This is a genomic window from Shimia isoporae, from assembly GCF_004346865.1.
Classification (GTDB): domain Bacteria; phylum Pseudomonadota; class Alphaproteobacteria; order Rhodobacterales; family Rhodobacteraceae; genus Shimia; species Shimia isoporae.
This window is the reverse complement of sequence record NZ_SMGR01000001.1, coordinates 2,313,305-2,338,000: the sequence shown is the minus strand read 5'-3', so window position 1 is coordinate 2,338,000 and position 24,696 is coordinate 2,313,305. Positions and strand designations below refer to the sequence as shown.

Sequence of the window (24,696 nt, the reverse complement as noted above, 5' to 3'; positions counted from 1 at the left end):
TGTCAGTTCTGCGCAGGGCGGTTTTGCATTGACCGGGGCATTTCGGAGAACACCTCGTTCCCGTTTTCGGTCAGAATTACGATCTCCTCAAGCCGAACGCCAAACTGTCCTGGGACATAAATCCCGGGTTCGATGGAGAAGACGTTGCCGGTTTCAAGCACAACATCTGACGAGGCGGTGATGTAAGGTGGCTCGTGCACATCAACGCCGAGTCCGTGGCCGGTACGGTGCAAGAAAAGGTCACCATACCCCGCGGCTGAGATAACGTCTCGCGCGGCGGCATCGACTTCGCTTGCCTTTGCCCCCGGCTTGGCGGCGGTGAGTGCGGCTTTTACAGCCAGTTCCACAGTCGCGAAAACGTCTTCGTAAGTTGAGTTCGGCTGCCCAAAATATCCACAGCGCGTCATGTCGGAGGGATAACCGTCGAGGCGGCAGCCCGTGTCTATGAGGACGGCCATGTCCTTTACCAGCTGCGTGTCGCCCGTGTGGTGATGCGGGAACGCGCCGTTGGCACCGAAGCCGACGATGGTAAACTCTGGTGTTGCGCCATTTGCCTTATAGTGACCGCGAATGATGTCTTGCAGATCCCGCTCTGTCATACCTTCTTTCAAACTGTCGAACGCGATCTGTACGGCTTGGTCATTCAGCAGATGCGCGGCCTTGATCGCCGCCTTTTCGCTGGCGTCCTTGCGACTGCGGAGCAGGCCGACAGTGTCGTCTGTAAAACGTCGGTATTGCGTCGGCAAAGCGTCGGTGAGCCTAAAGGCGAAATCGGCACGCATCGTTTCGTCAATGACAATCGAAGGGTCGGTTTTCTCAGCAACGCCGACATGCGAAAGAAGTCGTGAAAGTGCTTCGCTCGGACCCTCGTCGTCCTTCCAAGGGAAGAAAGGGAGTTCGGTCATCTGACGAGCACTGTCTGCATTGAGGGATGGCATCAAGAAACCTGCTTCCTTGGGGCCGACCAGCAACATCACGGGACGCTCGTCGCCGTGCGGATTGACGCCGGAAAGCCACGCCATGTGGGTGGACGGACCAAGCGCCACGAGATCAGTATTTGTCTCTTCCATTCGGGCCCGCAACGCGGCGATGCGATCAGAATAATTGGCGTTGGTCATGAGCATTCTCCAGTGAACTGTTGTTCAGTTGTCGCGCATGAATTCTGCGTTCGCAATGGGCTATAGAGAATTTGCTCGGAAAGCGCCGTTAGCGCTGACAGGGCCTGGCTTGTTTGCTAGAGACGAGAAGAGCAGGGGAGGCCACAGTATGAAACGTTCGCGCATCAACCAAATTATGGCAGAGGCCGGCGATATGATCCGTCGCTACGGTTTTGTGCTGCCTCCATTTGCGCATTGGACGCCCGAAGAGTTCGTGTCGCAGAAGGATGCGGCCCGTCACGTAATCAATGCGCGTTGTGGATGGGACATCACCGACTATGGAGACGGGCGTTTTGACGAGATGGGGCTGTTCCTGTTCACTTTACGGAACGGTTTGCTTGGGGACCTGCAACGGGGCGGTGGCATGTGTTACGCGGAGAAACTGCTGATTTCGAAGCAGGACCAACTCAGCCCGATGCACACACATGTGATCAAGGCAGAGGATATTATCAATCGCGGCGGTGCCACATTGGTCGTCGAGCTGTTTGGCTCTGATGACGATGGGAATTTTGCTGAAGACCGCGGCGGTGTCGTGATGTGCGATGGTATCAAGCGCAACTATGCGCCTGGCGAAAAGCTGCGGTTTGAACCAGGTGAGAGTGTGACGCTGATGCCAGGAGACTGGCATGCATTTTGGGGCGAAGGAGGGGACGTTTTGATCGGGGAGGTGTCTACCGTAAACGACGACGAAACTGACAACATCTTCCGAGAACCTATCGGACGTTTTGCCGACATCGAGGAAGATGAAGCGCCTACGCACCTATTGGTCAGCGATTATCGGAAGTGGCTCGGCTAAGCCTCTCAGATTTGCCGTGTTTGCAAACTGTCTCGCGTTGCGACAGCGTGAAGCAACTCTCACAGTGATCCCCTGAAACAATTGATACAATTTGAGGTAGTGACCTGAACGGAAAAATGGGGTTCGCTTGAGTTGGTCTGCTTTCCATTGGGTTGAGAAAACCGATTGGGAAGCAACTCCGGAAAGGTTGGGCGCAACAAATGGAGACGAGCATTAACACCCGCGAGCCGATTTCTTCGGTTTTCGAGGCCGTAAATGTGCTCGACGAGGGGTTTGTGCTTTTTGACCGAGACCTCAAGCTGGTGTTCGCGAACAAGAGCTACGCCGAAATGCTCGGTCCGCACCGAGATGTCTTGGTCCCCGGAACCCCGATGCAGAATATTATCGGTAGTGCGGTAGCCAGCGGACATGTGACGATCCAGCGCGGCGCCGAACAGGGGATGCCGGCATTTATGGAGAAGCTGAAATCTTTGGAAAGCGCGCAGATAGAAGTGCGTGTTGCCGACGGCACGGAGCGTGAGATCAGTCTTACGCGGTTGAGCGATGGCGGGCTTGTGGGCAACGTTAAGGATATCACCCATCAACGCACGACAGAGGCGCGCGCGCGCGAATTGCTGAACAAGGTTATCGACGCCGTAGAATTCGGGATCGCGCTTATTGACGATGATGACCGTCTTGTGTTCGCCAACCAACGATTTCGGGAAATGGTCGATCCAGAAGACCATTTCTTGAAACCCGGCATCCCAATCCAAGAGGTTTATGAACGCTCTATCGAAAAGGGAAGCTTTAGGGCGCCGGAAGGTATGGCGTGGGAAGAGATGCGCGCCGAATTGAACAATATGATCCGTACTGCGGCGAAAGGGTTTTCCCTGACGAGCTCAGCCGGACGGGAGATTGTCGGAAACGTTTATGAAACTGTTCTTGAGGGACGTCTGCTGACGCTGGAAGACGTTACAGATCAGCTACGGGCAGAGCGGCTGTTCACGGACGCCGTTGCGCGATTGCCGGTCGGTGTGGCGATTGAGGAGGCTGACGGTAACCTGTTTCACTGTAACGAGGCGTTTTCCTCTCCCTTCGGCTATCAGCCAGCGGACCTTCTGGCGCTTGCGGACAGCGAGAGATTTTCAACACTTGCGCCGCAAATCGCGTCGATTGCGGGTCAGGATGTCGGGGACCGGGGTGTTGAACTTTTCGGAGAAGCCATCCGTGCGCAACGCGAGACACTCAAACCTATGGAAGTCTGCTTCCGCAACGGGCGCCACTATCTTGTCGAGCGGGCCGCAACCGAAGATGACGGGCGCGTTGTCGTTGTCACGGACACCACCGCCCTGAAAGAAGCTGAGAAACGCAGTCAGCAAACGCTGAACGACACCATTCAGTCGCTTGAAGAGGGGCTTGCGGTTTTCGATACGGATACCGGCTTTGTCTTGGGAAACCGGCGATTGCGGGAGATGTTCTTTGAAACCCTTGCTCCTCCGAGCGAAGGCGAGCAGCTGTCGGCGCTATGGAAGCGATTGGTTGAAGGGCGGGTGATCGCGGTTCCCGAAAATCTGACTCCGGAAGCGTACGTTGCTGATCTTGATCGTTTCGCAACTGAATTTCGAAAGCGAGAAACTATCCATCTGGTCAATGGGCGCACACTTTTGGCATCCACTCACTGGACGGAGAAAGAGCGCTATCTGTTGTCATTCGTGGACGTAACCGAGCAGCGCCGAGCTGAGGCGGAACAGCGAGAAGCGGATCTTCTTTTGCACAAGATCGTCGACGCTTGTCCGGCGAATTTCCTCGTTTCGCGAATTGACGACGGCAAGATCATCTATTGCCCTCCGCCTTCGCGGGAACGATTTGGCGAGATCGAAACCACCTTGAGTTTCTTTTTGAGCCCTGAAGATCGACAAGCTTATCTGGATGCACTTTTGCCAACCGGTTCTTTGGATGATTATCGCGTTCAGTTCCGACGGGCGGACGGATCAATCATGCAGGGCATTACGGCGGCAAGAGTCACCGAATATAAGGGCGAGGATGTGATCGTGTCCTCTACCCGCGATATCTCCGATCTTTTGGCCATGCAGGAAGAATTGCAACTGCAACGCGACGCTGCGCATCAGTCGGAAAAGCTATCTGCACTTGGCGAGTTGCTGGCCGGCGTTGCTCATGAGTTGAACAATCCACTATCGATCATAGTGGGGTATGCCCAGATGCTGGAAGGGCGGCTTGAAGATCCGACGTTGTCAAAGCGGGTCGACCGTATCGCCGAAGCCGCAGAGCGCAGTTCAAAAATTGTTCGCGCTTTCCTCGCAATGGCGCGGCAGCGCCCAACCAAAGTAGAGCAATGTTCTTTGAACGATATTGCGCTGACAGCACTTGATGTCGCGGGTTACGGACTGCGCACGAACGGCACCAACGTTGTCACAGAGCTTGACGACGATTTGCCGGATGTTGACGGGGATGTTGATCAGTTGGTGCAGGTTTTTTCAAACCTGATTGTGAATGCCGAACATACGTTGGCGCCGCTTGGAGACAGGGGCGAGCTTTTGATCCGGTCCTATTTTGATACAGAGCATGGCCAGTCGGTGGTGGAAATTCGCGACAACGGTTCTGGAATCCCCGAAGCCATTCGCGCGCGTATTTTCGAGCCCTTCTTTACCACCAAGGATGTTGGCAAGGGCACTGGAATTGGTCTGGCGTTTAGTCACAGGATCGTTGATGCCCACGGAGGGCAACTGGATCTGAAGTCGGTCGAGGGGGAACGCACAAGTTTCTTTGTCAGGCTCGATGCAGAAGGTAGCAGGGATGCCTCCGAGGGGCGAATTCCGGAGCCGTCCAAAGAGAATTTGGCCCGTCGGGTGCTTGTTGTCGATGACGAGGAAACCGTGGGGGAGCTTATCTGCGACATGCTGGAAGAGTTGGCTTGCGAGCCGGTCTTGGTGACCGATGCCAAAGAGGCATTGGAGCTGTTGGTCCATGAACCGTTTGATCTTGTTCTGAGTGATTTCAAAATGCCGGGAATGAACGGTGCCGACTTTTATAGCGAGATCGCTGTATCCTTGCCGCACTACGCCCAAAGGATCGGGTTTGTTACCGGGGATACGCTTGGCAATGATGCATACAGGTTCTTTTCTGAGTTGAAACGGCCGCATATCGAGAAGCCAATCTTGCGTGACGAACTCGAGAGCCTTGTCGAAGGTCTGTCCAAAGCGGGAGATGTAAAATGATCTCTGGCAGCGAGGCAAAGACCATTCTCGTTTGCGATGACGAACCGCATCTGCGCGAGATGTTGTCGGAGTACCTTTGCGAGCGGGGCTTTGGTGTGAAGCAGGCCGAGAATGCAGATGCGTTGTTTGAGGTGATCGAGCAGACACCGCCGGACATTGTTATTCTTGACATCAACATGCCTGGAACGGATGGACTTACTGCTCTGCGCCAACTTCGTGTGGACTCGGCTATTCCGGTGATCATGTTGTCTGCCGCGGGCGAAGTTGTTGACCGGATTGTGGGCCTCGAAATGGGGGCGGATGACTACGTTGCGAAACCGGTCGATCTGCGTGAGTTGGAGGCGAGGATCAAGGCCGCGCTCAGGCGACAGAGTTTTTCCGCTGCCGAGCCGGACGTGCCAATGAGGGCAACCGGCAGGGTTCCTTTTGGCCGATGTGAGTTGGATTTGGACGGCGCGAAGTTGTTCGGTGAGAACGGCGAAGAGATCAGCATCACCGCGATGGAATTCAGTCTTTTAAGGGTCTTTGCCCAGAACCGCGGAAGAGTACTCAATCGTGACCAGCTTCTGGAGCAGGCGCATGATAGGGGATGGGAGCATTTCGATCGTTCAATTGACCTGCGGATTTCTCGACTGCGCCGCAAGATTGAGGTGCATCCCAGTAAGCCAGACACAATTCGAACGGTTCGAGGCATCGGATATATTTTTGACTAGCGTGTTTCCGATTGTTGGTCGCAAAGAAATGGCGCGAGACACTGTCTCGCGCCTTCTTTCTGTCGGGGGCAGCGTCCATCAGATCAGGAAAAGATCTCCCTCGGTCAGATCGATATGGCCCAGCAGGGTCAGGGACAGATCTGTGGTCAGCCCATTCCCATCGCGCATGTAGATATTCGTTACATCGCCATAAATGTTGCTCTGGGTTTGCTCGAAGTACACTTCTGCGCCCGGAGTGTTGGAGAACCCGTTCTGCTCTCCGAGGAAGTCAGCGCCTCCAAAGTCCTGGAACACCATCAGGTCGCCGCCGGAAACGAAATCCTCGATGATGTCGTTCGGTCCGCCCGATGTGCCGCCGCTGTCTCCGGTTTCGAAGTAGAACACGTCAAAGCCAGCGCCACCGGACATATAGTCACCAATTTCGCCCGCTTCGTTTGTGCCTCCGTAGATGGCGTCATTGCCGCCGCCGCCTTGAATGTAGTCGTTGCCGACCTGACCATAGAGTTCATCGTCGCCTTCGCCGCCAAGAATTGAGTCGTTCCCGCCGTCGCCATCGATGCTGTCGTTGCCGGTGCCTCCATTCATCTGGTCGTTGCCGCTGCCACCTGACATGAGGTCACGGCTGGCACCGCCGTTAATGATGTCGTTGCCCTGCGCGCCAACCATGACGTCAATGCCGCCGCCACCTTCCATGTGGTCGTCACCGAGACCGCCTTGGAGGAGGTCGTTGCCAATGCCGCCGAAGACCTGGTCGTTGCCTTCGCCACCGAAGATGGTGTCCGCACCATCATCACCCCAAAGCAAATCGTTCCCGTCGCCACCATCAATGCTGTCGTTGCCGTCTTCTCCGCGCACAACATCAAAACCCGTACCGGTTTCTATACGGTCGTTGCCGACGCCACCCCAGATCATGTCCATTCCGATGCCGCCGTAGATAACGTCGTTACCTGAGCCGCCTTCGATCGTGTCATCGCCCTGGTCACCCGAAATGACATCATTTCCGGTTCCGCCGTAGAGGGCGTCGTCGCCTCGCATTCCAAGGATGAGATCGTTGCCGGTACCGCCGTATGCAACATCGTTGCCGTCGTAGAGGAAGAGATCATCGTCACCCCAGAGGCCCCAGACGCGGTCTACGCCGTTGGTGCCGTGATACAAGTCCGCTCCGCCGTAGTCGATCCAGATGCTGGCAGGCGTGATGGTCAATCCGTCGGGAATGAGGGGAGACAGTGGTGCCAGAAAATTCAAAAAGGAAGTGAAGCGCGCCGCGAGTTCGGTGTCGATTACGAACGTGGGCTCCGTCGGTTCGGGGCGCTCCTCCTCACGCGGATCGTCCGCCTCTCGGATTGGCTCGTTAGTATCGGGTGCAGGTTCCGCTGGTGGCTGTTCTCCCCTGCGAGCCTGCGGTCCACGACTATCTTCTTCAGTTTGCCGTGTTTCGGCCTTTTCAGCACGGTTGGCTCGGCCATTCCAAGCCAGAGAAGTGGAAAACGGTTTTAGAAATTTGAACGCCATCTGAATGACCCCCTTACCAATGAACTACGTTTGTCCGATGTCTGGCGGTTGTGCTGCCTACATCAGATCTGTGATGGGGATGTTTTGACGCTCCTGTGTGTCACGCGAACTTCGCGAACCCATGAGTTTTGTACGCTTTGTATCAGTCGGAGCCTCTTGGAAGCCGAAACTGACACAGTTGATACACAGGCGGTCTATTTGGCGCGCGCTGCTGCTCCGACGAACGAAAAAAGCCGCCAGGGGTTCTGGCGGCTTTCTGAGCGGTTTTAAGCGGTCAAACTTAATGTGGCAATTGAGATGCCTCGCGGGCGAGGGCTTCGATTTCAGCCCACTTGCCGCTTTTTACTAACGCTGAGGGTGCAACCCAGCTACCGCCTGCGCAGACGACATTGGGCAGGCTCAGATAGTCGGTTGCGTTTTGCGGGTTAACGCCGCCTGTCGGGCAGAAGCTGATCTGGGGCAGGGGGCTGGCAAGAGACCCGAGGAATTTCGCTCCGCCTGCCGCTTCGGCCGGAAAGAACTTCAACATGGAGTATCCACGTTCCAACAAAGCCATAGCTTCGCTTGCGCTGGCCGAGCCAGGCAGCAGGGGTAAGCCTTCCGCTTCGCAAGCTTCCAGCAATGTATCGGTTGCGCCGGGGGAGACACCGAAAGTCGCGCCGGCGTCCTTGGCGGCCTTAACGTCATCAGGTGTAAGGAGTGTGCCGGCGCCGACCATGCCGCCTTCAACCTTGGACATGGCCGCAATCACATCAAGCGCCGCCGGCGTTCGCAGAGTGACCTCAAGGGCGGGGAGGCCACCCGCAACGAGAGCTTCGGCCAACGGCTTGGCATGCGCGACGTCGTCTACCACGAGGACTGGAACAATCGGCGCGGCCTCGCAGATTTTGCGGGCTTCAACGGAGGCTTGTTGGGGAGTGATCGGCATGTTTTTAGAATCCAAATACGGTTGCGCCGGTGTCGGCGGAATTCACGTTGTTGCGGAACAGGCGGAAAAGCTCGCGACCCGTTCCGGATTGATAGGAAGAAAGATCGGCAGTGACCACATCCCGATCCAAGAACCCGTCCGTCAGGACTTCCAGATCGCCCGTCACAGCATCGACACGCACCAAATCGCCGTCCTTTAGTTTTGCGATTGGGCCGCCATCCAAAGCCTCAGGGACCACATGGATTGCAGACGGAATCTTGCCGGAAGCGCCGGACATGCGCCCGTCCGTCACAAGAGCAACCTTCTGACCGCGGCCTTGCATGATCGACAGGAACGGCGTCAGAGAGTGCAGTTCCGGCATGCCGTTGGCCTTGGGGCCCTGGAAGCGCACGACGATTACAACATCCTCAGTCAATTCACCCTTTTTGAAGGCGTCCTTTGCTTCTTCCTGATCGTGGAAGATGCGCGCGGGGGCTTCGATAATGCGGTTTTCCTCGGCCACTGCAGAGACTTTCATGACTCCGGTGCCAAGGTTGCCGGTCAGGCGTGCAAGACCGCCCGTTTCCTGAAACGGCTTTGAGGCGGGCCGCACAATCTGTTCGTTCAGGCTTTCTTTGCTTCCTTCGCGCCAGGTGAGAGCGCCGCCGTCAAGGAAAGGCTCCATGATGTAGCTGCCAATCCCTTCGCCCGTGACAGTCTTGGTGTCGGGGTGCAGATAGCCGGCGCCAAGCAGTTCGCGGATCATGAACCCCAGACCGCCAGCCGCGTGGAAGTGGTTCACGTCCGCGAGCCCATTGGGATAGACGCGCGACAAAAGCGGCACGACGTCGGACAGTTCTGCAAAGTCCTGCCAGTCAAGGATCACGCCGCCGGCGCGTGCCATGGCGATCAGGTGAATAAGAAGGTTGGTCGAGCCGCCGGTGGCCATCAGACCTACAATACCGTTTACATATGCCTTTTCGTTGAGAACGTCGCAAACTGGCGTGTAGTCATTGCCGAGGGCGGACAAGCCGAGTGCCCGTTTGGCGCCTTCACGCGTTAGTGCATCACGCAGGTCGGTGCCGGGATTTACGAAAGACGAGCCGGGCAGATGCAAGCCCATGAACTCCATCAACATCTGGTTCGTGTTGGCGGTTCCGTAGAATGTGCATGTGCCGGGGCCGTGGTAGGCGGCCATTTCCGATTTCAAAAGCTCGTCGCGACCGATTTCGCCGGCAGCATATTTCTTGCGGACTTCGGACTTCTCATCGTTGGAGATGCCAGAAGTCATCGGTCCGGCCGGTAAGAAAACGGCGGGCAAGTGGCCAAATACCTGCGCGCCTATGATCAGGCCCGGCACGATTTTATCGCAAACCCCGAGGTAAACCGTGGCGTCAAAAACGTTGTGGGACAATGCGACCCCGACGCCCATGGCGATGGCATCCCGCGAGAAGAGGGAAAGCTCCATCCCTGCTTCACCCTGTGTCACGCCATCACACATGGCGGGCACGCCTCCCGCGACCTGCGCGGTACCGCTGATCTCCCGAACGGCTTCCTTAATCGCATTGGGGTAGGTTTCAAACGGCTGGTGAGCGGACAACATGTCGTTGTAGGCGGTTATGATCCCGAGGTTTCCGGCACCTTTTGTGGCCAAAGTCGACTGATCTTCCCCCGCTGCGGCGTAAGCATGCGCCTGCCCGGAGCAAGACAGGTGAGCACGTGCGGGGCCTTGCTTGCGAGCCTGATCCATGCGTTCAAGATAGGCCGAACGGGTTAGCGCGCTGCGGCTGATAATGCGGTCCGTGACCGCCTGCACTGTTGGGTGGACCGGCATAGTGCCTTCCTTCCTGATTTTACAAATCTTCTTTAGCTTCAGTCGCCGATCGGGCGCCAGCGCCTTCCGTCGCGGTGAAGCAGCATCAACGCCTCTTCAGGGCCCGAACTGCCGACATCATAAGGCACTGGTTTTTTGCCGCTTTCCTGCCAAGCAGCGATCAGCGGATCGGCCCAGCCCCAGGCTGCCTCGACTTCGTCACCGCGCATGAAGAGGGTCTGGTCGCCGCGGATCACGTCCATGATCAGGCGCTCATAAGCGTCCTGTGTATTCAGGTCCGAGCCAAGGGCATCGGCAAAGGTCATGTCCATGTCGACTTCGGTAAGGCGCATGCCGCCGGGACCCGGTTCCTTGATCGTGGTGCGCAGGGTGATGCCCTCGTCCGGTTGCAGGCGGATGATCAGGGCGTTGCCTTTGCGTCCGTCCATCGGGTTGGGAAAAATCATGTGTGGCGGATCACGGAAGACCACAGTGATCTCGCTGACGCGGTCGCGTAGGCGTTTGCCTGTGCGCAGATAGAACGGCGTGCCAGCCCAACGCCAGTTCGCAATTTTGAGCTTCATTGCCACAAAGCTCTCGGTGCGCGAGGCGTCGTTTTCTACATCCTCGAAATAGCTCGGCATGTCTCGGCCGGAGCGGTATTGACCACGCACGATGTCTTCGCTTTCGACCGGATCCAGCGCTTCTATTACTTTCACCTTTTCGTCGCGCACAGAGTTGGGCGCAAACTTGGAGGGGGGCTCCATCGCCGTCAGACACAAGAGTTGCATCAGGTGGTTTTGCACCATGTCGCGCATGGCACCGGACTGGTCGTAGTATCCGCCGCGTCCGCCGACACCAAGGCTTTCTGCGACGGTGATCTGCACGTGATCGATGTGGGTGGAATTCCACAGCGGTTCAAAGAGCGAGTTGGCAAACCGCAGCGCCATCAGGTTCTGCACGGTTTCTTTACCGAGGTAGTGGTCGATGCGATAGATTTGTTCTTCGGCAAAGTGGCGCAACAGATCGGCGTTCAGCGCCTTGGCGGACGCGAGATCGTGGCCAAAGGGTTTTTCGACCACGATGCGGGATTGCGGCGTTGCCACGCCATGTTTGCTTAGTCGTTCCGCGATTGCACCAAAGAGTGATGGCGAGACCGACAAGTAGAACGTGCGGATCACATCGTCGCGCAAAATGTTCTTGAGCGCCGACCAACCGGTGTCTCCGGTGGCGTCGATATGTACGTATTCCAACCGTTCAAGGAAGGCCGCGACAGTGTCAGCAGGACGCAGTTCCTCAGGCAAGAATTCAGCAATGGCTGCGCCGATAACCTTGCGGAACTCGGCGCTGTCAAAATCGGATCTCGCAGAGCCGACAATGCGGGCTTCTTCGGGCATTTGACCCGACTTGAAGCGAAGAAACAGGCCCGGCAGGATTTTGCGCCGGGCCAGATCACCCGTCGCCCCGAAGATCACCAGATCAAAGGGCGAAACCGGGATGACGCGAGCGACCATGTGTTCTTATCCCTTCAGCAAGGCGCCAATGCGGCGGCCGGTGTCGAGCATGCGGTTGGAGAACCCCCACTCGTTGTCGTACCAGCTTACCACACGCACAAGGCCGTCGTCTGTGACGGATGTTTGTGCCGGAGCAAACACCGAAGAGTGCGGGTCGTGGTTGAAGTCTTGTGAAACCAGTGGCGCCTCTTCATACCCAAGCACGCCCTTCAGCGGACCTTCGGCAGCGGCTTTCATTGCTGCGTTAATACCGCCAACGGTCGCCTCTTTCTCGGGGACGATAACCAGATCAACCATGGAAACGTTGGCTGTGGGAACGCGCACTGCGGAGCCTTCAAGTTTGCCTGCCAGTTCCGGGAGAACCAGAGAAATGGCGCGGGCCGCTCCGGTGGACGTCGGTATCATCGACAATGCGGCGGCGCGGGCGCGATAGAGGTCCTTGTGGTTTGTGTCGTGGGTAGGCTGGTCACCGGTGTAGGCGTGAATAGTCGTCATGTAGCCAGTTTTGATGCCGTAGGTGTCTTTGAGAACCTTGGCCACCGGCGCGAGACAGTTGGTGGTGCAGGACGCGTTGGAAACGATGATGTCGTCAGCAGTCAGAGTGTCGTCGTTGACACCGAAAACGATGGTTTTGTCAGCATCTTTTCCAGGAGCCGAGACCAGAACACGTTTTGCTCCGGATTTCAGCAGAAGTTCAGCTTTGTCTTTTGCGGTGAAAATGCCGGTGCATTCGAACGCAACGTCTACGTCAGACCAAGGCAGGTCTTCTGGGTTGCGGATCGCTGTCAGGCTAATGGTTTGGCCGGCGACCTTCATTGTGTCGCCGTCCAGCGAAACGTCTGCATTCAGGCGGCCGTGAACGCTGTCGTATTTTAGCAGGTGCACCAGGTGATCGTTGGGAGACAGGTCGTTGATTGCTACAACTTCGATATCGGTTGCACCACTTTCAACGAGGGCCCGCAAAACTCCGCGGCCAATGCGGCCAAATCCGTTGATTGCAATCTTCGTGGTCATCTTAAAACTCCTAACCCGTAGACAAGCGCATTTCGATTGCGCTACCGTTAGCGCTATCGGTACAGTCGAACGCATCAGAAATCAAGGGGGTTGCGGCACGGCGTCCTTCACAAGTTTTGGGCTTGCGAAACTGGGGGCAGTGTCAGACCATCACGCCATGGGGAAAAAGCTGCTTCTCAAAGATATTGCCAACCTTGCGGGCGTCAGTGAAATGACAGCTTCGCGGGCCTTGAGGGGTGCGCCAGACGTGTCGCAGCGGACGCGCGAGAAGGTCGAGCAAATCGCCAAGGATGTCGGATATGTTCCGAATCGCATTGCCGGAGCGCTGGCCTCCAACAAGGTGAACCTTGTTGGTGTTGTTGTGCCGAGCCTGAATTCCTCTGTTTTTCCAGAGGTGCTCTCCGGCATTTCTTCCAAGCTTAAGGACACGCCTCTCAAGCCTGTAATCGGGGTGACGGCCTATGATCTTGAGGAGGAGGAGGAGGTGATCCGCGAGATGCTAAGCTGGCGTCCCGCGGGAATTGTCGTTGCGGGGTTGGAGCACACAGAGGCGGCCCGCAAGATGATGGCCAATGCGGATTGTCCGGTTGTTGAAGTTATGGATGTGGACGGCGATCCGGTACGCCATTGCGTGGGCATTTCGCACCTAGCCGCGGGACGTGCAATGGCGCGCACCATTCTGGATGCGGGTTACAAGCGTATCGGCTTTATCGGGACAAAGATGCCGCAAGATTTTCGGGCCGAGAAAAGGTTGACCGGCTTTCTGGAAGAGCTGGAAAAAGCAGGCGTCTCCCTGGCCGATCAGGAGCTTTACTCCGGTGCGTCTTCGATCGAGAACGGCCACCTGTTAACGAAGGAACTGTTGGCCAGAACACCGGACCTCGACTGCCTGTATTTTTCGAGCGATGTCATGAGCGTAGGCGCCTATATGCATTGCGTTGCTGCTGGGCTTTCGGTGCCGGATGAGCTGGCGCTGGCGGGTTTCAATAACCTGAACCTCTTGCGGGGTTTGCCGATCAAGCTGGCAACAACAGACGCGCACAGGTTTGCAATTGGCGAGGCCGCTGCAGATATCATTCTCGATGCTCCGAAAGCGGCGAAGCTTGTCCAGTTGGAACCGGAAGCCATTAGAGGCCAGTCGCTCTAATCCTATTGCCGCTCTTGCGTCAGGGCGCTTGCCACGAGTTCGGGAAGGGAATTGGCGTGCCCCAAAGGGGGCAACCGAAGTCCTACAAAGCCGGCATTGTCGAGCGCTTCAGGAATGTCTTCTTTGCAATGACCGCCTTCGAGCGCGAAAAATGGCAGGCAGATCGCCTTGGGGCCAAGATCACGAGCCGCGTCGAAGATAAACGGACTTTCTTCGATAAGGCCTTGAATAATATCAATTTCCGGGAGGCGTTCCGAGAGGGCTTCGGCGAAATTTCGGGTCGAAAGAGCCGCCTTGTCGCCCTTGGCGGAGCCATGGCCGGCAAGGAGAAGACGGGTGTCGGCCTGCGGCCATCCCTGAGCAATCAAATGGGATTGGATCAGCTCGGTTGCCAAATCTGGCAAGGCGGAATGGAAGCCGAGCGGAGGCAGAATGCGCAGGTTACGGCCTTTCAAACGGCGTGGCAGAACACGACCGACAAACCAGCCGTCTGCCATGAACATGGGAAAGACAAGCGCGTCTTCTTCCATGCTAAGAGATTGATTTTCCAGCGCTTCCGGTTTTGCGATGGTTGCGGATCTTATGTCCCAATCAGGTAAGAGCAGGCCGACCTTGGCCGCGAAACCGGAAAGCCAGAGTTCCGGTGGCTCAGGATCAGATGGCTGGCCGTGGGCCACGATCAGGGCTTGTTTGGGCGGAATGCTCATGCCTCAAAGGCAGCGGCGAGGTCTGCGGGCAAGTCGAATTCGGACAGCGCGCGAGTGCGGGCTTCGGGTGACATCTTTCGGGCGGTTTTTGTGACGATATCCAGAACTTTCTCATGCGGATGCTTTGCCGCAAAGGGAGCGAAGTACCATTTGACAAATACGAAACAAATAACGTCTTCAAGGGTTTGGACCTGATCGTTGCGTTTGATCCCTTCTTTGCGCAACATGGCGCCCGCTTTGGAAATGTCTTCGTCTGAATAGCCCGCGCCTGCCATGATCTCGCCAACGCGTGTTGCGTGATGCGCGCCGAGGTCGCGGCGCCACTTGAGATAACCTGCTCGACCTTCGGGATAGTCGGCGCGCAAAAGAACCCATCGTTCGATGTGCTGACCTCGCGCGGCGATCTGCAACACTTCGGACGCATTCGGGAAAAGCCGGTTGCACTCGGCGCTCATCCGCTGGCCATAAAGCAGCGCTTCCGGTTGTCCGTCGTCCATCCTCGGGTCTTTGGCATTGGCAGCGTCGATGGCTTTGAGGACAGAATCAAGCTTGGACATGGGGCGCTCCGGTGATTTTGATTTGCGGCGAATTTACGGGCAACTTCGGATGTCTGCAACGCGTCGGCAGAGCGTCGGTATCGTGTCGGTGCGGATTGTGGGAGGCGGGTTTACGAAAATCCGGGCTGGGCTTCCAGAGCCGCCCGCAATGCATCGAGGTCCAGCGGCTTGTAAAGCAGGCGGGCGTTCAAAGCGGCGGCCTCGTTCTGCACCTCCGGTTCCCGGTTGGCTGTTATCACGACAGCCGGGAGCGGACCGTAAATGGCCTGCAGGTCCGCAATCAGGCCGGTGCCGGTAGCGTCTTCGTCGAGCTGATAGTCTGCAAGGATGACGTCTGGCGCTATGTCGATTTCCTGAAGGAGTGCGATGGCCTCGGAGTGGCCTTCGCAAGCCAGTACGTCAGCTCCCCAGTTTTCAAGCGTCATGGATATCGCGTTGCGCAATTCTGTGTCGTTTTCCACTAGCAGAACAATGCGATGCGCCAAGGGAGTACCTGCAACAGGATCATCTTGTGGTTCCATGGCCGTATCTGTGGGGCAAGCCAGTGGCAGATCGACGGAAAAGCGGGTGCCGGAGCCCGGAGTTGAGCGCATGGTCAGCGGGTGCTGCAAAAGGCGACAGGCGCGGTCCACAATGGCCAGACCAAGGCCAAGACCTTCGGCGGCGCTTGCGGCGGCATTCACGCGATGAAACTCGTCAAAAATCTTGTCCTGCTGTTCTGGTGGGATGCCGGGACCGGTGTCATGGATTTCCACGATCACTCGATCGCCGCGACGGCGCGCGCCGACCAAAACGCGCCCATTGTCCGTGTAGCGGAGAGCGTTGGAAATCAGGTTCTGCAGGATGCGGCGCAGATAAGTGGCGTCGGAAGACACATGGGCCGAGTTTGGCACGACATCAAATTGAAGGCCTTTTTCAGCGGCCAGTGGCGCAAGTTCGTCACGCATCTGGTCCAGCATGACGCCCAAGGGGATTTCGCTGGGATGAATGGCGGCACGGCCTGAATCCAGCCGTGAGATGTCCAGCAACGCGCCGAGAATGTGTTCAACGCTTTGCAGTGCGCTGGATGCTTTTGTCAGGCGCTCGCGTTGATCCGGGTCCTCGATATCGCTGTCCAGCGAAGCCATATAGAGTTTTGCCGCGGAGAGCGGTTGCAAGAGATCGTGGCTGGCAGCTGCCACAAAACGGGATTTGGACGCGTTGGCGCGTTCGGCTTCTGCCAGAGCGTCCTGAAGTTCAAGCGTGCGCTCGGTTACTCGTTTCTCAAGGGTTTCATTGACTTGCGATATCGCGCGCATTGCAGCGCGTTCGGCGGTGATGTCGGTGAAGGAAATCACAAAACCACCGTCAGGCATTTGTTGCGCGAAGACGGCAAGAATGCGGTCGGTTCCGATCTCGACTTCGAAGCTGAGTGCCGCGCGTCTGTCTTTGCGCGAAGTCCAGCGGGGTAGGGCCTCCGCGTCTTCGGTCGAGGCAAATGAGACCTTGCGGCTGAGTTGTTCGAAAATGGTTTGGAAGCTTTGGCCGATACGGAACCGACCGATCTGGATTGACAGCAACTCACCCATTCGACGGTTCCAGCCTATGAGGCGCTGTTCGCTGTCAAAGATACCGACACCTTGATTGAGGTGCTCGAGAGTGGCTTTGATAAGTGCAGCCTGATCGTCCTTTAGCCGTTCACGTTCCTGTCTCTCCAACAGCATCATATCCGTGACGTCGGTTTGCAGAACGACTGTGCCACCGTCGCGGGTGCGGTGCTCCGATACCTGAAGCCACCGGTCGCCTGCCATACGAGCGTTGAAGACGACGTGTTGTTCCTTGTGTCGGGCCATGCGCTGTGCGGCCCACTGCGCTGGCGTCTCACCCTCTGGCAGTTCGAGGTAGGGGCTGGCGGAAACGATGTGGACGTAATCCCGGAACGGAAGGCCGGGCTGAAACTGATGGTGGACGTCACGCATGTGTTTCCCAAAGCGAGAATTGCACATCACGAGATGTTCATTGGCGTCAAAGAGGGCAAAACCTTCCTGCACGGTTTCGATTGCATTCGCGAGGTTGGCGCGGGCGGCTTCAGCTTCGGCGTTGGCGGTGGCCAGCTGAGCGTTGGAGGAATTTAGCAGGTCGAGTGCGTGTTCAAGCTCTCGAGTGCGGGCGCGCACCTCTTCCTCGAGCATGACGGCGCGTTCGAACTGGGCATAAGCGACACCGGCGGTGTCGGGGCCCTGCTCGGCGCGGCGCATGAGGGTGTCCACGATTTTGAGCAGCTTTTCGTTTTGCCGCGCAAGCGTATCGGTCGGGTTGATGAGTGATTGGGCCATGGGTCCGGCCTAGTCCGTTTCCGGGGGATAGATCGCGACACCGGTGAAGGTCTGGTTCACATGCATAGAGTTAACCTGTTCCCCGTAGGTGGAGAAGCCGACCACGTTGTGGCGGGCCATGACTTCCGACAGGCCTGTGGTCATCTGTTTTTGCGTCGCTTCGACACGACGCAACAAGCAATCGCAACCTAGGATCATATCGGGCGTTTTGCTCTCTGACAGGATCGACAGTTCCCGGTCCAGGTGAGTGACCATGTCTTCGGGTTCGGCAAGCGTGAGAACCATGCCCTCATCGATGGCACTAAAGAAAACGAGGTCACCGTTTTCCGCCACACGCTGAATCGCACGCACATGCGTCTGGTCACCAATGCGCACAACAACCGGATGTGCCGCAAACGTGAAGGTCGACAACTGTTCCGGATCTTTGCCAAGTATGCGGGCGTATTCGCGGGCCGCAGGTTCGGCGTTGATTTCAGAGACCAGCCGGTTGGCAGGGTCGGCGGCGGTCACAACCATACGGGCGTCTGTTGGTTGCAGATGGTCGGTCTTGAAAACACGCACCGGACAATTTGAGCGGACTTGAACGAGGACTGCCGCATTGTCGCGTATCTTGCCATCGAATATCAGATGCGTTTGTTCGAAGTCTTCGCCATCGCCTGCGGAGCCGCCGAACAGCGGGACGGGGCCGAGACCGACGGCGAGCTCGTTGGCAAGCGCGTCTTCGCGCAGTGACAGGCCATCCACCATCAGGAATGCAAATTCCGAGTGCCAATCGGGCTGCCGTGCGGCGAGCGCATTGCGATTGTGGATCATCTGCGGGATGCGCTCGGACGCGCGGATGTCGTTGAGGTCGTCAATCAGAAGCGTTGTGGCGGCAAAGTGGGCTTCGGGGAAGCCCACTGCAACGATCTCGCCCTCGGTATAGCCTTCGGCGCCAAGCTCGCCGGCCGTTGTGCAGCCCACAACCTGAGCATCGCCGAAACGGTTTTGGGCGGCCTCGAGAAAGGTTGTGAGGGGTGTCTGCGGGGAGAGGAAGAGGATCACCAGCGCCAGCGGATCCGGTCCCAGTGCAGCAGCCAGACGATCAATCGCGTCTGGCGCGTCACAAGGCGCAAACCCGCGGCGCACGTGCCCAGTGGCCTCCTCTCTCCACTGGGCGGGGTGGCGAGACTGGCCGGTCGCGCCGTCCATTCCTGTGATCTCCTCCCTTTGGCGGCCTCTCCCCAAAGCCGCGCGCGCAGCTTAGGCGCGCAAATGCGTCTAGCGCAAGTGTTCGTCGAAACTCGCTTCTTTGGCAATCAATACGGCCTGGGTGCGGGAGTGCACCCCAAGCTTGCGCATGATGGCTGTGACATGTGCTTTTACGGTGGTTTCCGCGATGGACAGGTCAAAAGCGATTTGCTTGTTGAGCTTGCCTTCACAGATCAGCTCAAGAATGCGGGACTGCTGCGTTGTCAGGGAGGCCAGACGCGCTACGGCATCCTGAGTCGCAGTGTCAGCTTCCGGAACGTGGTCTTCGGGAACAAAAGTGCGGTTGCGCGCGATGGCGTCGAGGGCTCTGCGGAACATGTCGCGCTGGCTGTGTTTTGGCACAAACCCGGCTGCACCCGCAGAGATAGCTGCATTAATCGTGCGCGCGTCCGCCATTGAGGAAACCACCAGAATGGCAGCATTTGTGGACTTTCGCAGCCTTATGAGACCATCAAAGCCGTTCACGTCGGGTAGGTTCAGGTCGAGTACAACGACGTCAGGGGACACACTGTCCAACGCCGTAATTGCCTCGGTCAGGCTGGCCGCTGTGGTGACCGTTTCCACCGAAGAAACCGCTTGAAGCGTCATCACCAGCGCGTCGCAAAACAATGGGTGGTCGTCGACAACCAAAGCTGTCTTGAAGCTGTTTCGGTGCGGAAGGCTGGAGAGAGCTGGCATCTGGTTCGCGTCGGTTGCTTTTGCTTAAGCGTAACATCGCCTGTCGGGATTGGAAGGGAGGCTAAAGTCGTAGCGCAGGCTTGTGTCATACGCAGACTGAAGTAGGCTCGGATCACGCGGTTCTTGGAGAATACGGTATGAAATGGTTTTGCTCTTCTGTTGTGGCGCTTGCGCTGACTGCCTCGGCTGGCCTGGCGGAGATGCTGGACCTCGAAGGCAGCGTGGTCTATCGCGAAAAGATTGCGATGCCTTCGGGAGCAATGGTCGAGGTGACTTTGCAGGATATTTCTCTGGCCGATGCGCCTTCGGTTGAGTTGGCAACGGTTGTGATCCGGCCAGAGGGGCAGGTGCCGGTGGACTACCGGCTGGTCTACGATAGCGGGATGGTGAAGGCGGGACACCGGTACGCCGTTCAAGCTAAAATTACGGTTGCGGACGACGTGATATGGCGCACCACGCAGGTGTTTCCCGCTTTGGGGGAGAACGATCCGGAGCGGGTGGATGTGATGGTCGAAAAAACGCAGCGATTTGAATTTTCAGGCACAAAAGTGCCCGAGCAACTTACCCAGTCGTCCTATATAGTGGTCGCAATGAACGGTGAGGCAGTTCAGACCGAACGCGTGCCAGAGCTTGTCTTTGCCGAAGACGGCAAGATCAGCGGGACCAGTGGTTGCAACCGGTTCAATGGCACAGTTGAGGTCGACGGAGAGGCCATGACTTTTGGGCCTTTGGCCAGTACGCGCATGGCATGTCCCGGTCCGCTTGATGCTCAGGAAGCCGCGTTTTTTGCCGCGTTGTCTCAGGTTACCGGCTTTGCCTTTGAGAATGGCGTTGCACTCACGGACCAAGGCGGCAACATTCTCCTTCAACTCATGGCGCAATAGCGGACGGACACATGTTTCACCTGACGCTGGTTCTGCACCTTTTCATCGGAGCGACGCTGTCAGGTGTCGCCATAGTCGGGGTGCTCGTGGCAGGGTTTAGCGGCCTTTGGATGATCCTTGGCGCCGCGCTTGCCGGAACGGTTATTGCTTTTCCGATCAGCAGGGTTGTTGCCAGAAAGCTCTATGACGCGGGATGAGCCAGCCATGCTTCGACTGAGGCAATGAATTCGCGCGGTTTCTCGGCATGAAGCCAGTGGCCCGCTCCGGTGATTTTGGCAAAGCGTGCTTTTGGAAATTTGCCGCGAATTGTCGTGCGGTGCTCGGGCAAAACGTACGTACTAGCCGCACCGGAAAGAAAGAGTGTGGGCCCCTCAAATACACCGTCCAGTTCGGGGAAGGAAAGAATTTTGTCCATCTCCCGTTCAAGAACATCAAGATTGAGGCGCCAGCGTCGTTCCTTCACATCAAGCGACTGGGTGAAGAAGCTTTGCAGCGTTGTGTCCGGAATACGCAGGGCAAGCTGAGCAGACGCGTCCGCGCGTTTGGTGACTTTGGTAAGGTCAACCGAGCGCATGGCTTCGATATTTTCATTTTGATCGTGGCTATAGGGCACAGGCGCGATATCTGCCACGATGAGGCGGTTCACCAACTCCGGTCGGGTCAGAGCGAGCGTCATCGCTGCTTTGCCACCCATGGAGTGCCCGCACACATCCATGCGTCCGCCGAAATGCGTGACAACCTCCGCCAGATCGTCTGCCATATCCATGTAGGAATGGCTGTCAAACCACGGGGAATTGCCGTGATTGCGTTGGTCTACGGCAATGACTTGGCGCTTGGGGGCAAGGCGTTTGGCTATCGCGCCCCAGTTTCGGCCTGAGCCAAACAACCCGTGTACAATCAGAAGGGGCGGTTCGGCGGTATCGGCAGGGCCATGATCGATCACATTCAGCATGGCCCAGCATTAGAGTGCATTTCAGGGAGGTTCCAGAGTTGAGTGTCCCTTGGCAAAGTCCTACACAGGTCAAATGATGGACGCTCAGACCCTAGATCGCAAAACCGACGAGGTACTTCTGCTTGCAAAGGCCAAATTCGGCGTGCGCAGCAAGTCTCTGGACAAGGCGATGAAGAAAATTGGCCGTCGGGTGCCAAACTGGTTGCACAAAGAAGCAGCTGTAATTGCGGATGCGCGCGGTTTGACCGGACACCCCAAGCTGATGATGCAGATGGATCATGTACGTGTGCAACGCGCGTTTGACAGCATCAAGGCGCATCTTGAAACAGTGGACCGGCGCGAGCGGCGGATTGACCGCATATTGGATGTTCTGGGTTCTGTGAGCTTCAACCTGATTGTTCTGACGGCGCTGGTAATCTTGTTCCTGCGCTGGCGCGGATTTATTTAACCCACGGGCGATGCGTCAGGGATGCGTGACGCGGCCCAGACAATTTCGGGTGTTCCGATGAAACGGCCCATGCGGTCAAGTTCCGCGTCCAGTTTGGCGGAGCGCGCGTTGGTCCATTTCACGCCCTTTTCCGCCCAAAGGCGGGTCACGGTGAGCGTGCCTTTCTTGCGGTCTGCCTTGGCCTCCAAGCGACCGACAAACCGGTCGCCTTCCAAGAGCGGGTAGACGTAGTAGCCCCAGATGCGTTTGGCGGCAGGCACGAAGATCTCGATGCGGTAGTCCATGCCGAATAGGCGTGAGAGGCGGTCGCGGTCGCGGATGACGGGGTCAAACGGGTTGAGGATGCGCAGTCGGGACGTGGGCGCGGGAGCGGATTGAATGCGGTCAGCAATATCGGGCGGCGCCAGCATCGGAAACCATTCGCGGTTCGCAGATTGCACCTCGACCTCCGCCAGGTCGGCTCCGGTCACCCAATCCTTGACCTCGGCGGTATCGACAGCCTCCCAAAACCGTTTGATATCTCCCGAGGTGGCGAAGCCAAGACGCTCAACGGCCTGACGGCACAACCAGTCGATTTGCTCTTCACGCGCAATCTGGGTTGTGCGGATATTTTCGGGGATGACCCGTTCCGGCAGATTGTAGAACTTTTTGAAGTTCTGTCGGTAACACGTTGCCAGATCTCCCGCGTACCAAAGGTAATCCAGGGCTTGCTTGTGGGGCGGACGGGACCACATTTCCTTTGGCCCCTCGATCTTGGTGTCGAAAGCCTCCGTCGATAGAGCGCCTTCGGTGGAAATCCGTGTTTTGATGTCATTCAGGTCCACTTTATCAAGCGCGGATTTGAACCAGCCCTTGGCGTCCATGCGGGCCTTGCGGCGCTCAAACTGTGCACGCCAATAAGGATAGGTTTCGATTGGCAGAGCGCTTGCGTCGTGGGTGAAATGCTCAAACACCGCGCGGTCTTGGCCCAAGAGCTTGTCCAGCATCGGCTCGCGGTAGTTCTGGTTGCGGGACCACAGGATGTGATGATGGGCGCGTGACAGCACTTGAATGCTGTCCAGTTGAACGAACCCGAGCTTCTGGATGGTCGCGCGTGGATCAGCGGGACCGGTGGGCGTTTCTGCGAGACCTTGATTGGACAGCCACAATCGGCGGGCGTCGCGGTTGGAAATACGATAAACCATGACGGCACCCTAGGAAGGTGATCGGAACAAATAAAGAACAATTTTGGAATTTGAAATCTCTGTTCCGCGGCGGAATTTTTCGTTCCGGATTTCAAGTTTCTTTTGTGGTGTCCAGCAGCCAGGACGTGAAAGTTTTCAGTGCCGGGCTTTGGTTGTCCGCGCGCGTAACCATGTAATAGCCCAATGGCGGTTGGCTCAGCGCGTGAACCTTTGTGAGCCGGCCTGCGTCAACGTCGCGTTCCACCAGCGATTTTGGGTGCACGGAGAAACCATGGCCCGAAAGCGAGGCTGATAGGACAAGTTCGTTTGTTTCGAGCAGGGTGACATTGTCCTCATGCAAGATGATGCCGGCATTTTCGAGTACGCGTCGGAGTTCGAGCATGTAGGGCTCCAGAATCCAGCGGCCGTCGGGAATGTCCTGCAGTTGGGGCGGTGGACCGTTTGGCAGCAGGTCGGGATGGCAGACAACCCAGAAATCTCCGCCCGTCAGAAGTCTGCTCTTCACTCCGGGCCAGTCGCCAGTGCCGTAGCGCAGGGCCAAATCGAAATTGTTGTGCTGCAAATCCATCACCTGAATGGCCGGAACAAGCTGGACGGTGATGTCAGGATGGGTTTGCCAAAAATCTGCCATGCGCGGGATCAACCAATTGGCGGCAAAGGACGGAGTTACAGTTACGCTGAGCGGACGTGTGGTGCCATAAGCCTGCAAGGCCTCAACTCCGGTCGCGATCTGACCAAAGCCTTTCTGCAAATGGTCCGCAAGCAACTGGCCGGCGGGTGTGAGCGACATGCCGCGACCCCGGCGGGTCACGAGTGAGGTCTGAAAAGTTCCTTCAAGCGTGCGTACGTGCTGTGCGATGGCAGCGTGCGTGACATTCAAGTCGCGTCCGGCCGCCGTGTAGCTTCCTGTCCGCGCGACCATGTCAAAGGCGCGCAAGGCAGACAAAGACGGAATTGCAGACCAGTCCATAATGTAAGCTCAGCTTTCAATTTAGAAATCATATTGAATCGAAATTTTTGACTGTGTCCATAAGAATATTCACATCCAGCAATCAAAAGGATGGACGCGATGTTTGGTATTTTTTCTGACGTTTTGCGTGTTGCGGCGCGCGAAGACCACTGGAGCCGGGCGGCGGCTTTTTCTTCCGGCTGCAAGGGGAAGTCAGAGAGCTATCCCCATCTTACGGCAGATCCGCTAGCTCGACGCGAGTATCTTCGCGATTTGGAGATAGACCTGTGCAAGGCAAAGACCGGGCAGCGCAGCTGACAGCGTCGTCAGGTGTCTTTGTGCCACTCCAATTAGGGCGCTCCGTGCATTGTCGGAACAGTTCCCGCCCGCTGGCCAATCTCTGGCTCACGAAAGCGCACTGTTCAGTGCCAAACCAAAAACTTCGGTGGTACATGATCCACCAGCCAGACACCGTTGTCGGATTGGTAGAAAACTGTTCCGGAGCGGGCCATATCACCTGAATTTACTGTGAGCACGACAGGTTTGCCATGGCGGCCGCCGACAGATGTTGCGGTGGCCGTGTCCGACGAGAGATGCACATGGTGCCGGCTGCCTTTGACCAACCCGTCGCGCCGGATGGACGCGAGGTGTTTCTCTGCAGTGCCGTGAAACAGCGTTTCCGGCGGCGCTTTCTCGGCAAGTGCGAGATCAACCTGGATGGAATGCCCTTGGTTTGCGCGAATGTGGTTTCCGTCCTCACTAAGGGCGAAACGCTGTTTTGCGTTGGTGCTCACAACTTCGGCGATCAACTCACGGGTGAGCGGGTGTTCCGACTTCTCGATTAAGTCGTCGGTCCGCGCCCATCCCCGGGCGTCAAGGTTCAGGCCGATGCTGTCAGGCGCGTGACGCAGGATGTAGCTCAAATACTTACTGGTCGTTTTCAAATTGTCTTTGGTCATGGCGCCAAAAGAAAAGGCCGCCGC

Annotated in this window: 23 protein-coding genes; 8 read left to right on the top strand and 15 right to left on the bottom strand. The window is 57.1% G+C overall.

Features of this window, described 5'->3' with window-relative positions; all coding sequences use genetic code 11:
• Positions 1–2 precede the first annotated feature (2 nt).
• A complete protein-coding gene (locus tag BXY66_RS11440) occupies positions 3–1,118 on the bottom strand; it encodes a M24 family metallopeptidase (protein ID WP_132860232.1) in 1,116 nt (371 codons plus the stop codon).
• Between the two features lie 148 nt (positions 1,119–1,266).
• Between BXY66_RS11440 and BXY66_RS11435 the strand changes: the two genes are divergently transcribed.
• The 3 genes from BXY66_RS11435 (at position 1,267) to BXY66_RS11425 (ending at position 5,881) form a co-directional block, all read left to right on the top strand.
• A complete protein-coding gene (locus BXY66_RS11435; RefSeq protein WP_132860231.1) occupies positions 1,267–1,953 on the top strand; it encodes a D-lyxose/D-mannose family sugar isomerase in 687 nt (228 codons plus the stop codon).
• A 200-nt stretch (positions 1,954–2,153) separates the two neighbouring features.
• Positions 2,154–5,168 (top strand): PAS-domain containing protein, encoded by a 3,015-nt coding sequence (locus BXY66_RS11430; RefSeq protein ID WP_132860230.1) that lies wholly within the window; start codon positions 2,154–2,156, stop codon positions 5,166–5,168.
• Positions 5,165–5,881: a response regulator gene (locus tag BXY66_RS11425; RefSeq protein WP_132860229.1), complete on the top strand. Its 717-nt coding sequence runs from the start codon at positions 5,165–5,167 to the stop codon at positions 5,879–5,881. The genes BXY66_RS11430 and BXY66_RS11425 overlap by 4 nt, the downstream gene beginning before the upstream one ends.
• A 78-nt stretch (positions 5,882–5,959) precedes the next feature.
• Here BXY66_RS11425 and BXY66_RS11420 read toward each other — a convergent pair whose 3' ends face one another.
• The 5 genes from BXY66_RS11420 to gap form a co-directional block, all read right to left on the bottom strand.
• Positions 5,960–7,393 carry a calcium-binding protein gene (locus BXY66_RS11420; protein ID WP_132860228.1) on the bottom strand — a complete coding sequence of 478 codons (1,434 nt, stop codon included), beginning with the start codon at positions 7,391–7,393 and terminating at the stop codon, positions 5,960–5,962.
• A gap of 280 nt (positions 7,394–7,673) precedes the next feature.
• Positions 7,674–8,321, bottom strand: a complete 648-nt coding sequence (gene eda / locus BXY66_RS11415; RefSeq protein WP_132860227.1) for a bifunctional 4-hydroxy-2-oxoglutarate aldolase/2-dehydro-3-deoxy-phosphogluconate aldolase — start codon at positions 8,319–8,321, stop codon at positions 7,674–7,676.
• Positions 8,322–8,325: 4 nt separating this feature from the next.
• A complete protein-coding gene (gene edd / locus BXY66_RS11410) occupies positions 8,326–10,134 on the bottom strand; it encodes a phosphogluconate dehydratase (protein WP_132860226.1) in 1,809 nt (602 codons plus the stop codon).
• 38 nt (positions 10,135–10,172) lie between these two features.
• On the bottom strand, positions 10,173–11,627 hold the full coding sequence (gene zwf / locus BXY66_RS11405; RefSeq protein ID WP_132860225.1) for a glucose-6-phosphate dehydrogenase: 1,455 nt from the start codon (positions 11,625–11,627) through the stop codon (positions 10,173–10,175).
• 6 nt (positions 11,628–11,633) lie between these two features.
• Positions 11,634–12,641, bottom strand: coding sequence for a type I glyceraldehyde-3-phosphate dehydrogenase (gene gap / locus BXY66_RS11400; RefSeq protein WP_132860224.1), 1,008 nt, complete (start codon positions 12,639–12,641; stop codon positions 11,634–11,636).
• A 157-nt stretch (positions 12,642–12,798) separates the two neighbouring features.
• On the opposite strand from gap, the gene BXY66_RS11395 reads away from it, so the two are divergent.
• Positions 12,799–13,788, top strand: a complete 990-nt coding sequence (locus tag BXY66_RS11395) for a LacI family DNA-binding transcriptional regulator (protein WP_132860223.1) — start codon at positions 12,799–12,801, stop codon at positions 13,786–13,788.
• A 2-nt stretch (positions 13,789–13,790) separates the two neighbouring features.
• On the opposite strand, the gene BXY66_RS11390 is transcribed toward BXY66_RS11395, so the two are convergent.
• The 5 genes from BXY66_RS11390 to BXY66_RS11370 form a co-directional block, all read right to left on the bottom strand.
• Positions 13,791–14,495 carry a CbiX/SirB N-terminal domain-containing protein gene (locus BXY66_RS11390; RefSeq protein ID WP_132860222.1) on the bottom strand — a complete coding sequence of 235 codons (705 nt, stop codon included), beginning with the start codon at positions 14,493–14,495 and terminating at the stop codon, positions 13,791–13,793.
• A complete protein-coding gene (locus BXY66_RS11385) occupies positions 14,492–15,052 on the bottom strand; it encodes a DUF4202 domain-containing protein (RefSeq protein ID WP_132860221.1) in 561 nt (186 codons plus the stop codon). Before BXY66_RS11385 ends, BXY66_RS11390 begins: the two co-directional genes overlap by 4 nt.
• Positions 15,053–15,162: 110 nt before the next feature.
• Positions 15,163–17,367, bottom strand: coding sequence for a hybrid sensor histidine kinase/response regulator (locus BXY66_RS11380; protein ID WP_132860220.1), 2,205 nt, complete (start codon positions 17,365–17,367; stop codon positions 15,163–15,165).
• 9 nt (positions 17,368–17,376) lie between these two features.
• The gene (locus BXY66_RS11375) at positions 17,377–18,558 is read right to left on the bottom strand and encodes an FIST N-terminal domain-containing protein (RefSeq protein WP_132860219.1); all 1,182 of its coding nucleotides are present in this window, start codon (positions 18,556–18,558) and stop codon (positions 17,377–17,379) included.
• Positions 18,559–18,627: 69 nt separating this feature from the next.
• Positions 18,628–19,296, bottom strand: a complete 669-nt coding sequence (locus tag BXY66_RS11370) for a response regulator (protein ID WP_132860218.1) — start codon at positions 19,294–19,296, stop codon at positions 18,628–18,630.
• Positions 19,297–19,433: 137 nt separating this feature from the next.
• Here BXY66_RS11370 and BXY66_RS11365 point away from each other — a divergent pair, with 137 nt between their 5' ends.
• Positions 19,434–20,180 (top strand): META domain-containing protein, encoded by a 747-nt coding sequence (locus BXY66_RS11365; protein ID WP_132860217.1) that lies wholly within the window; start codon positions 19,434–19,436, stop codon positions 20,178–20,180.
• 11 nt (positions 20,181–20,191) lie between these two features.
• Positions 20,192–20,377: a CTP synthetase gene (locus tag BXY66_RS11360; RefSeq protein ID WP_132860216.1), complete on the top strand. Its 186-nt coding sequence runs from the start codon at positions 20,192–20,194 to the stop codon at positions 20,375–20,377.
• Here the strand turns inward: BXY66_RS11360 and BXY66_RS11355 are convergent.
• Positions 20,362–21,132, bottom strand: coding sequence for an alpha/beta fold hydrolase (locus BXY66_RS11355; RefSeq protein ID WP_132860215.1), 771 nt, complete (start codon positions 21,130–21,132; stop codon positions 20,362–20,364). The genes BXY66_RS11360 and BXY66_RS11355 overlap by 16 nt on opposite strands.
• Positions 21,133–21,205: 73 nt before the next feature.
• Here BXY66_RS11355 and BXY66_RS11350 point away from each other — a divergent pair, with 73 nt between their 5' ends.
• Entirely contained in the window at positions 21,206–21,580 is a 375-nt protein-coding gene (locus BXY66_RS11350) for a hypothetical protein (protein ID WP_165929159.1), read from the top strand.
• On the opposite strand, the gene BXY66_RS11345 is transcribed toward BXY66_RS11350, so the two are convergent.
• Complete coding sequence (locus tag BXY66_RS11345) at positions 21,577–22,764, bottom strand: winged helix-turn-helix domain-containing protein (RefSeq protein ID WP_132860213.1); 1,188 nt, start codon at positions 22,762–22,764, stop codon at positions 21,577–21,579. The two genes, BXY66_RS11350 and BXY66_RS11345, sit on opposite strands and share 4 nt — an antisense overlap.
• Positions 22,765–22,855: 91 nt before the next feature.
• The gene (locus tag BXY66_RS11340) at positions 22,856–23,734 is read right to left on the bottom strand and encodes a LysR family transcriptional regulator (protein WP_132860212.1); all 879 of its coding nucleotides are present in this window, start codon (positions 23,732–23,734) and stop codon (positions 22,856–22,858) included.
• Positions 23,735–23,824: 90 nt separating this feature from the next.
• Here BXY66_RS11340 and BXY66_RS20495 point away from each other — a divergent pair, with 90 nt between their 5' ends.
• Positions 23,825–24,031 (top strand): hypothetical protein, encoded by a 207-nt coding sequence (locus BXY66_RS20495; protein ID WP_165929158.1) that lies wholly within the window; start codon positions 23,825–23,827, stop codon positions 24,029–24,031.
• Between the two features lie 104 nt (positions 24,032–24,135).
• Here the strand turns inward: BXY66_RS20495 and BXY66_RS11335 are convergent, their stop codons facing one another.
• Entirely contained in the window at positions 24,136–24,672 is a 537-nt protein-coding gene (locus BXY66_RS11335; protein WP_132860211.1) for an RNA 2'-phosphotransferase, read from the bottom strand.
• Positions 24,673–24,696: the final 24 nt, after the last annotated feature.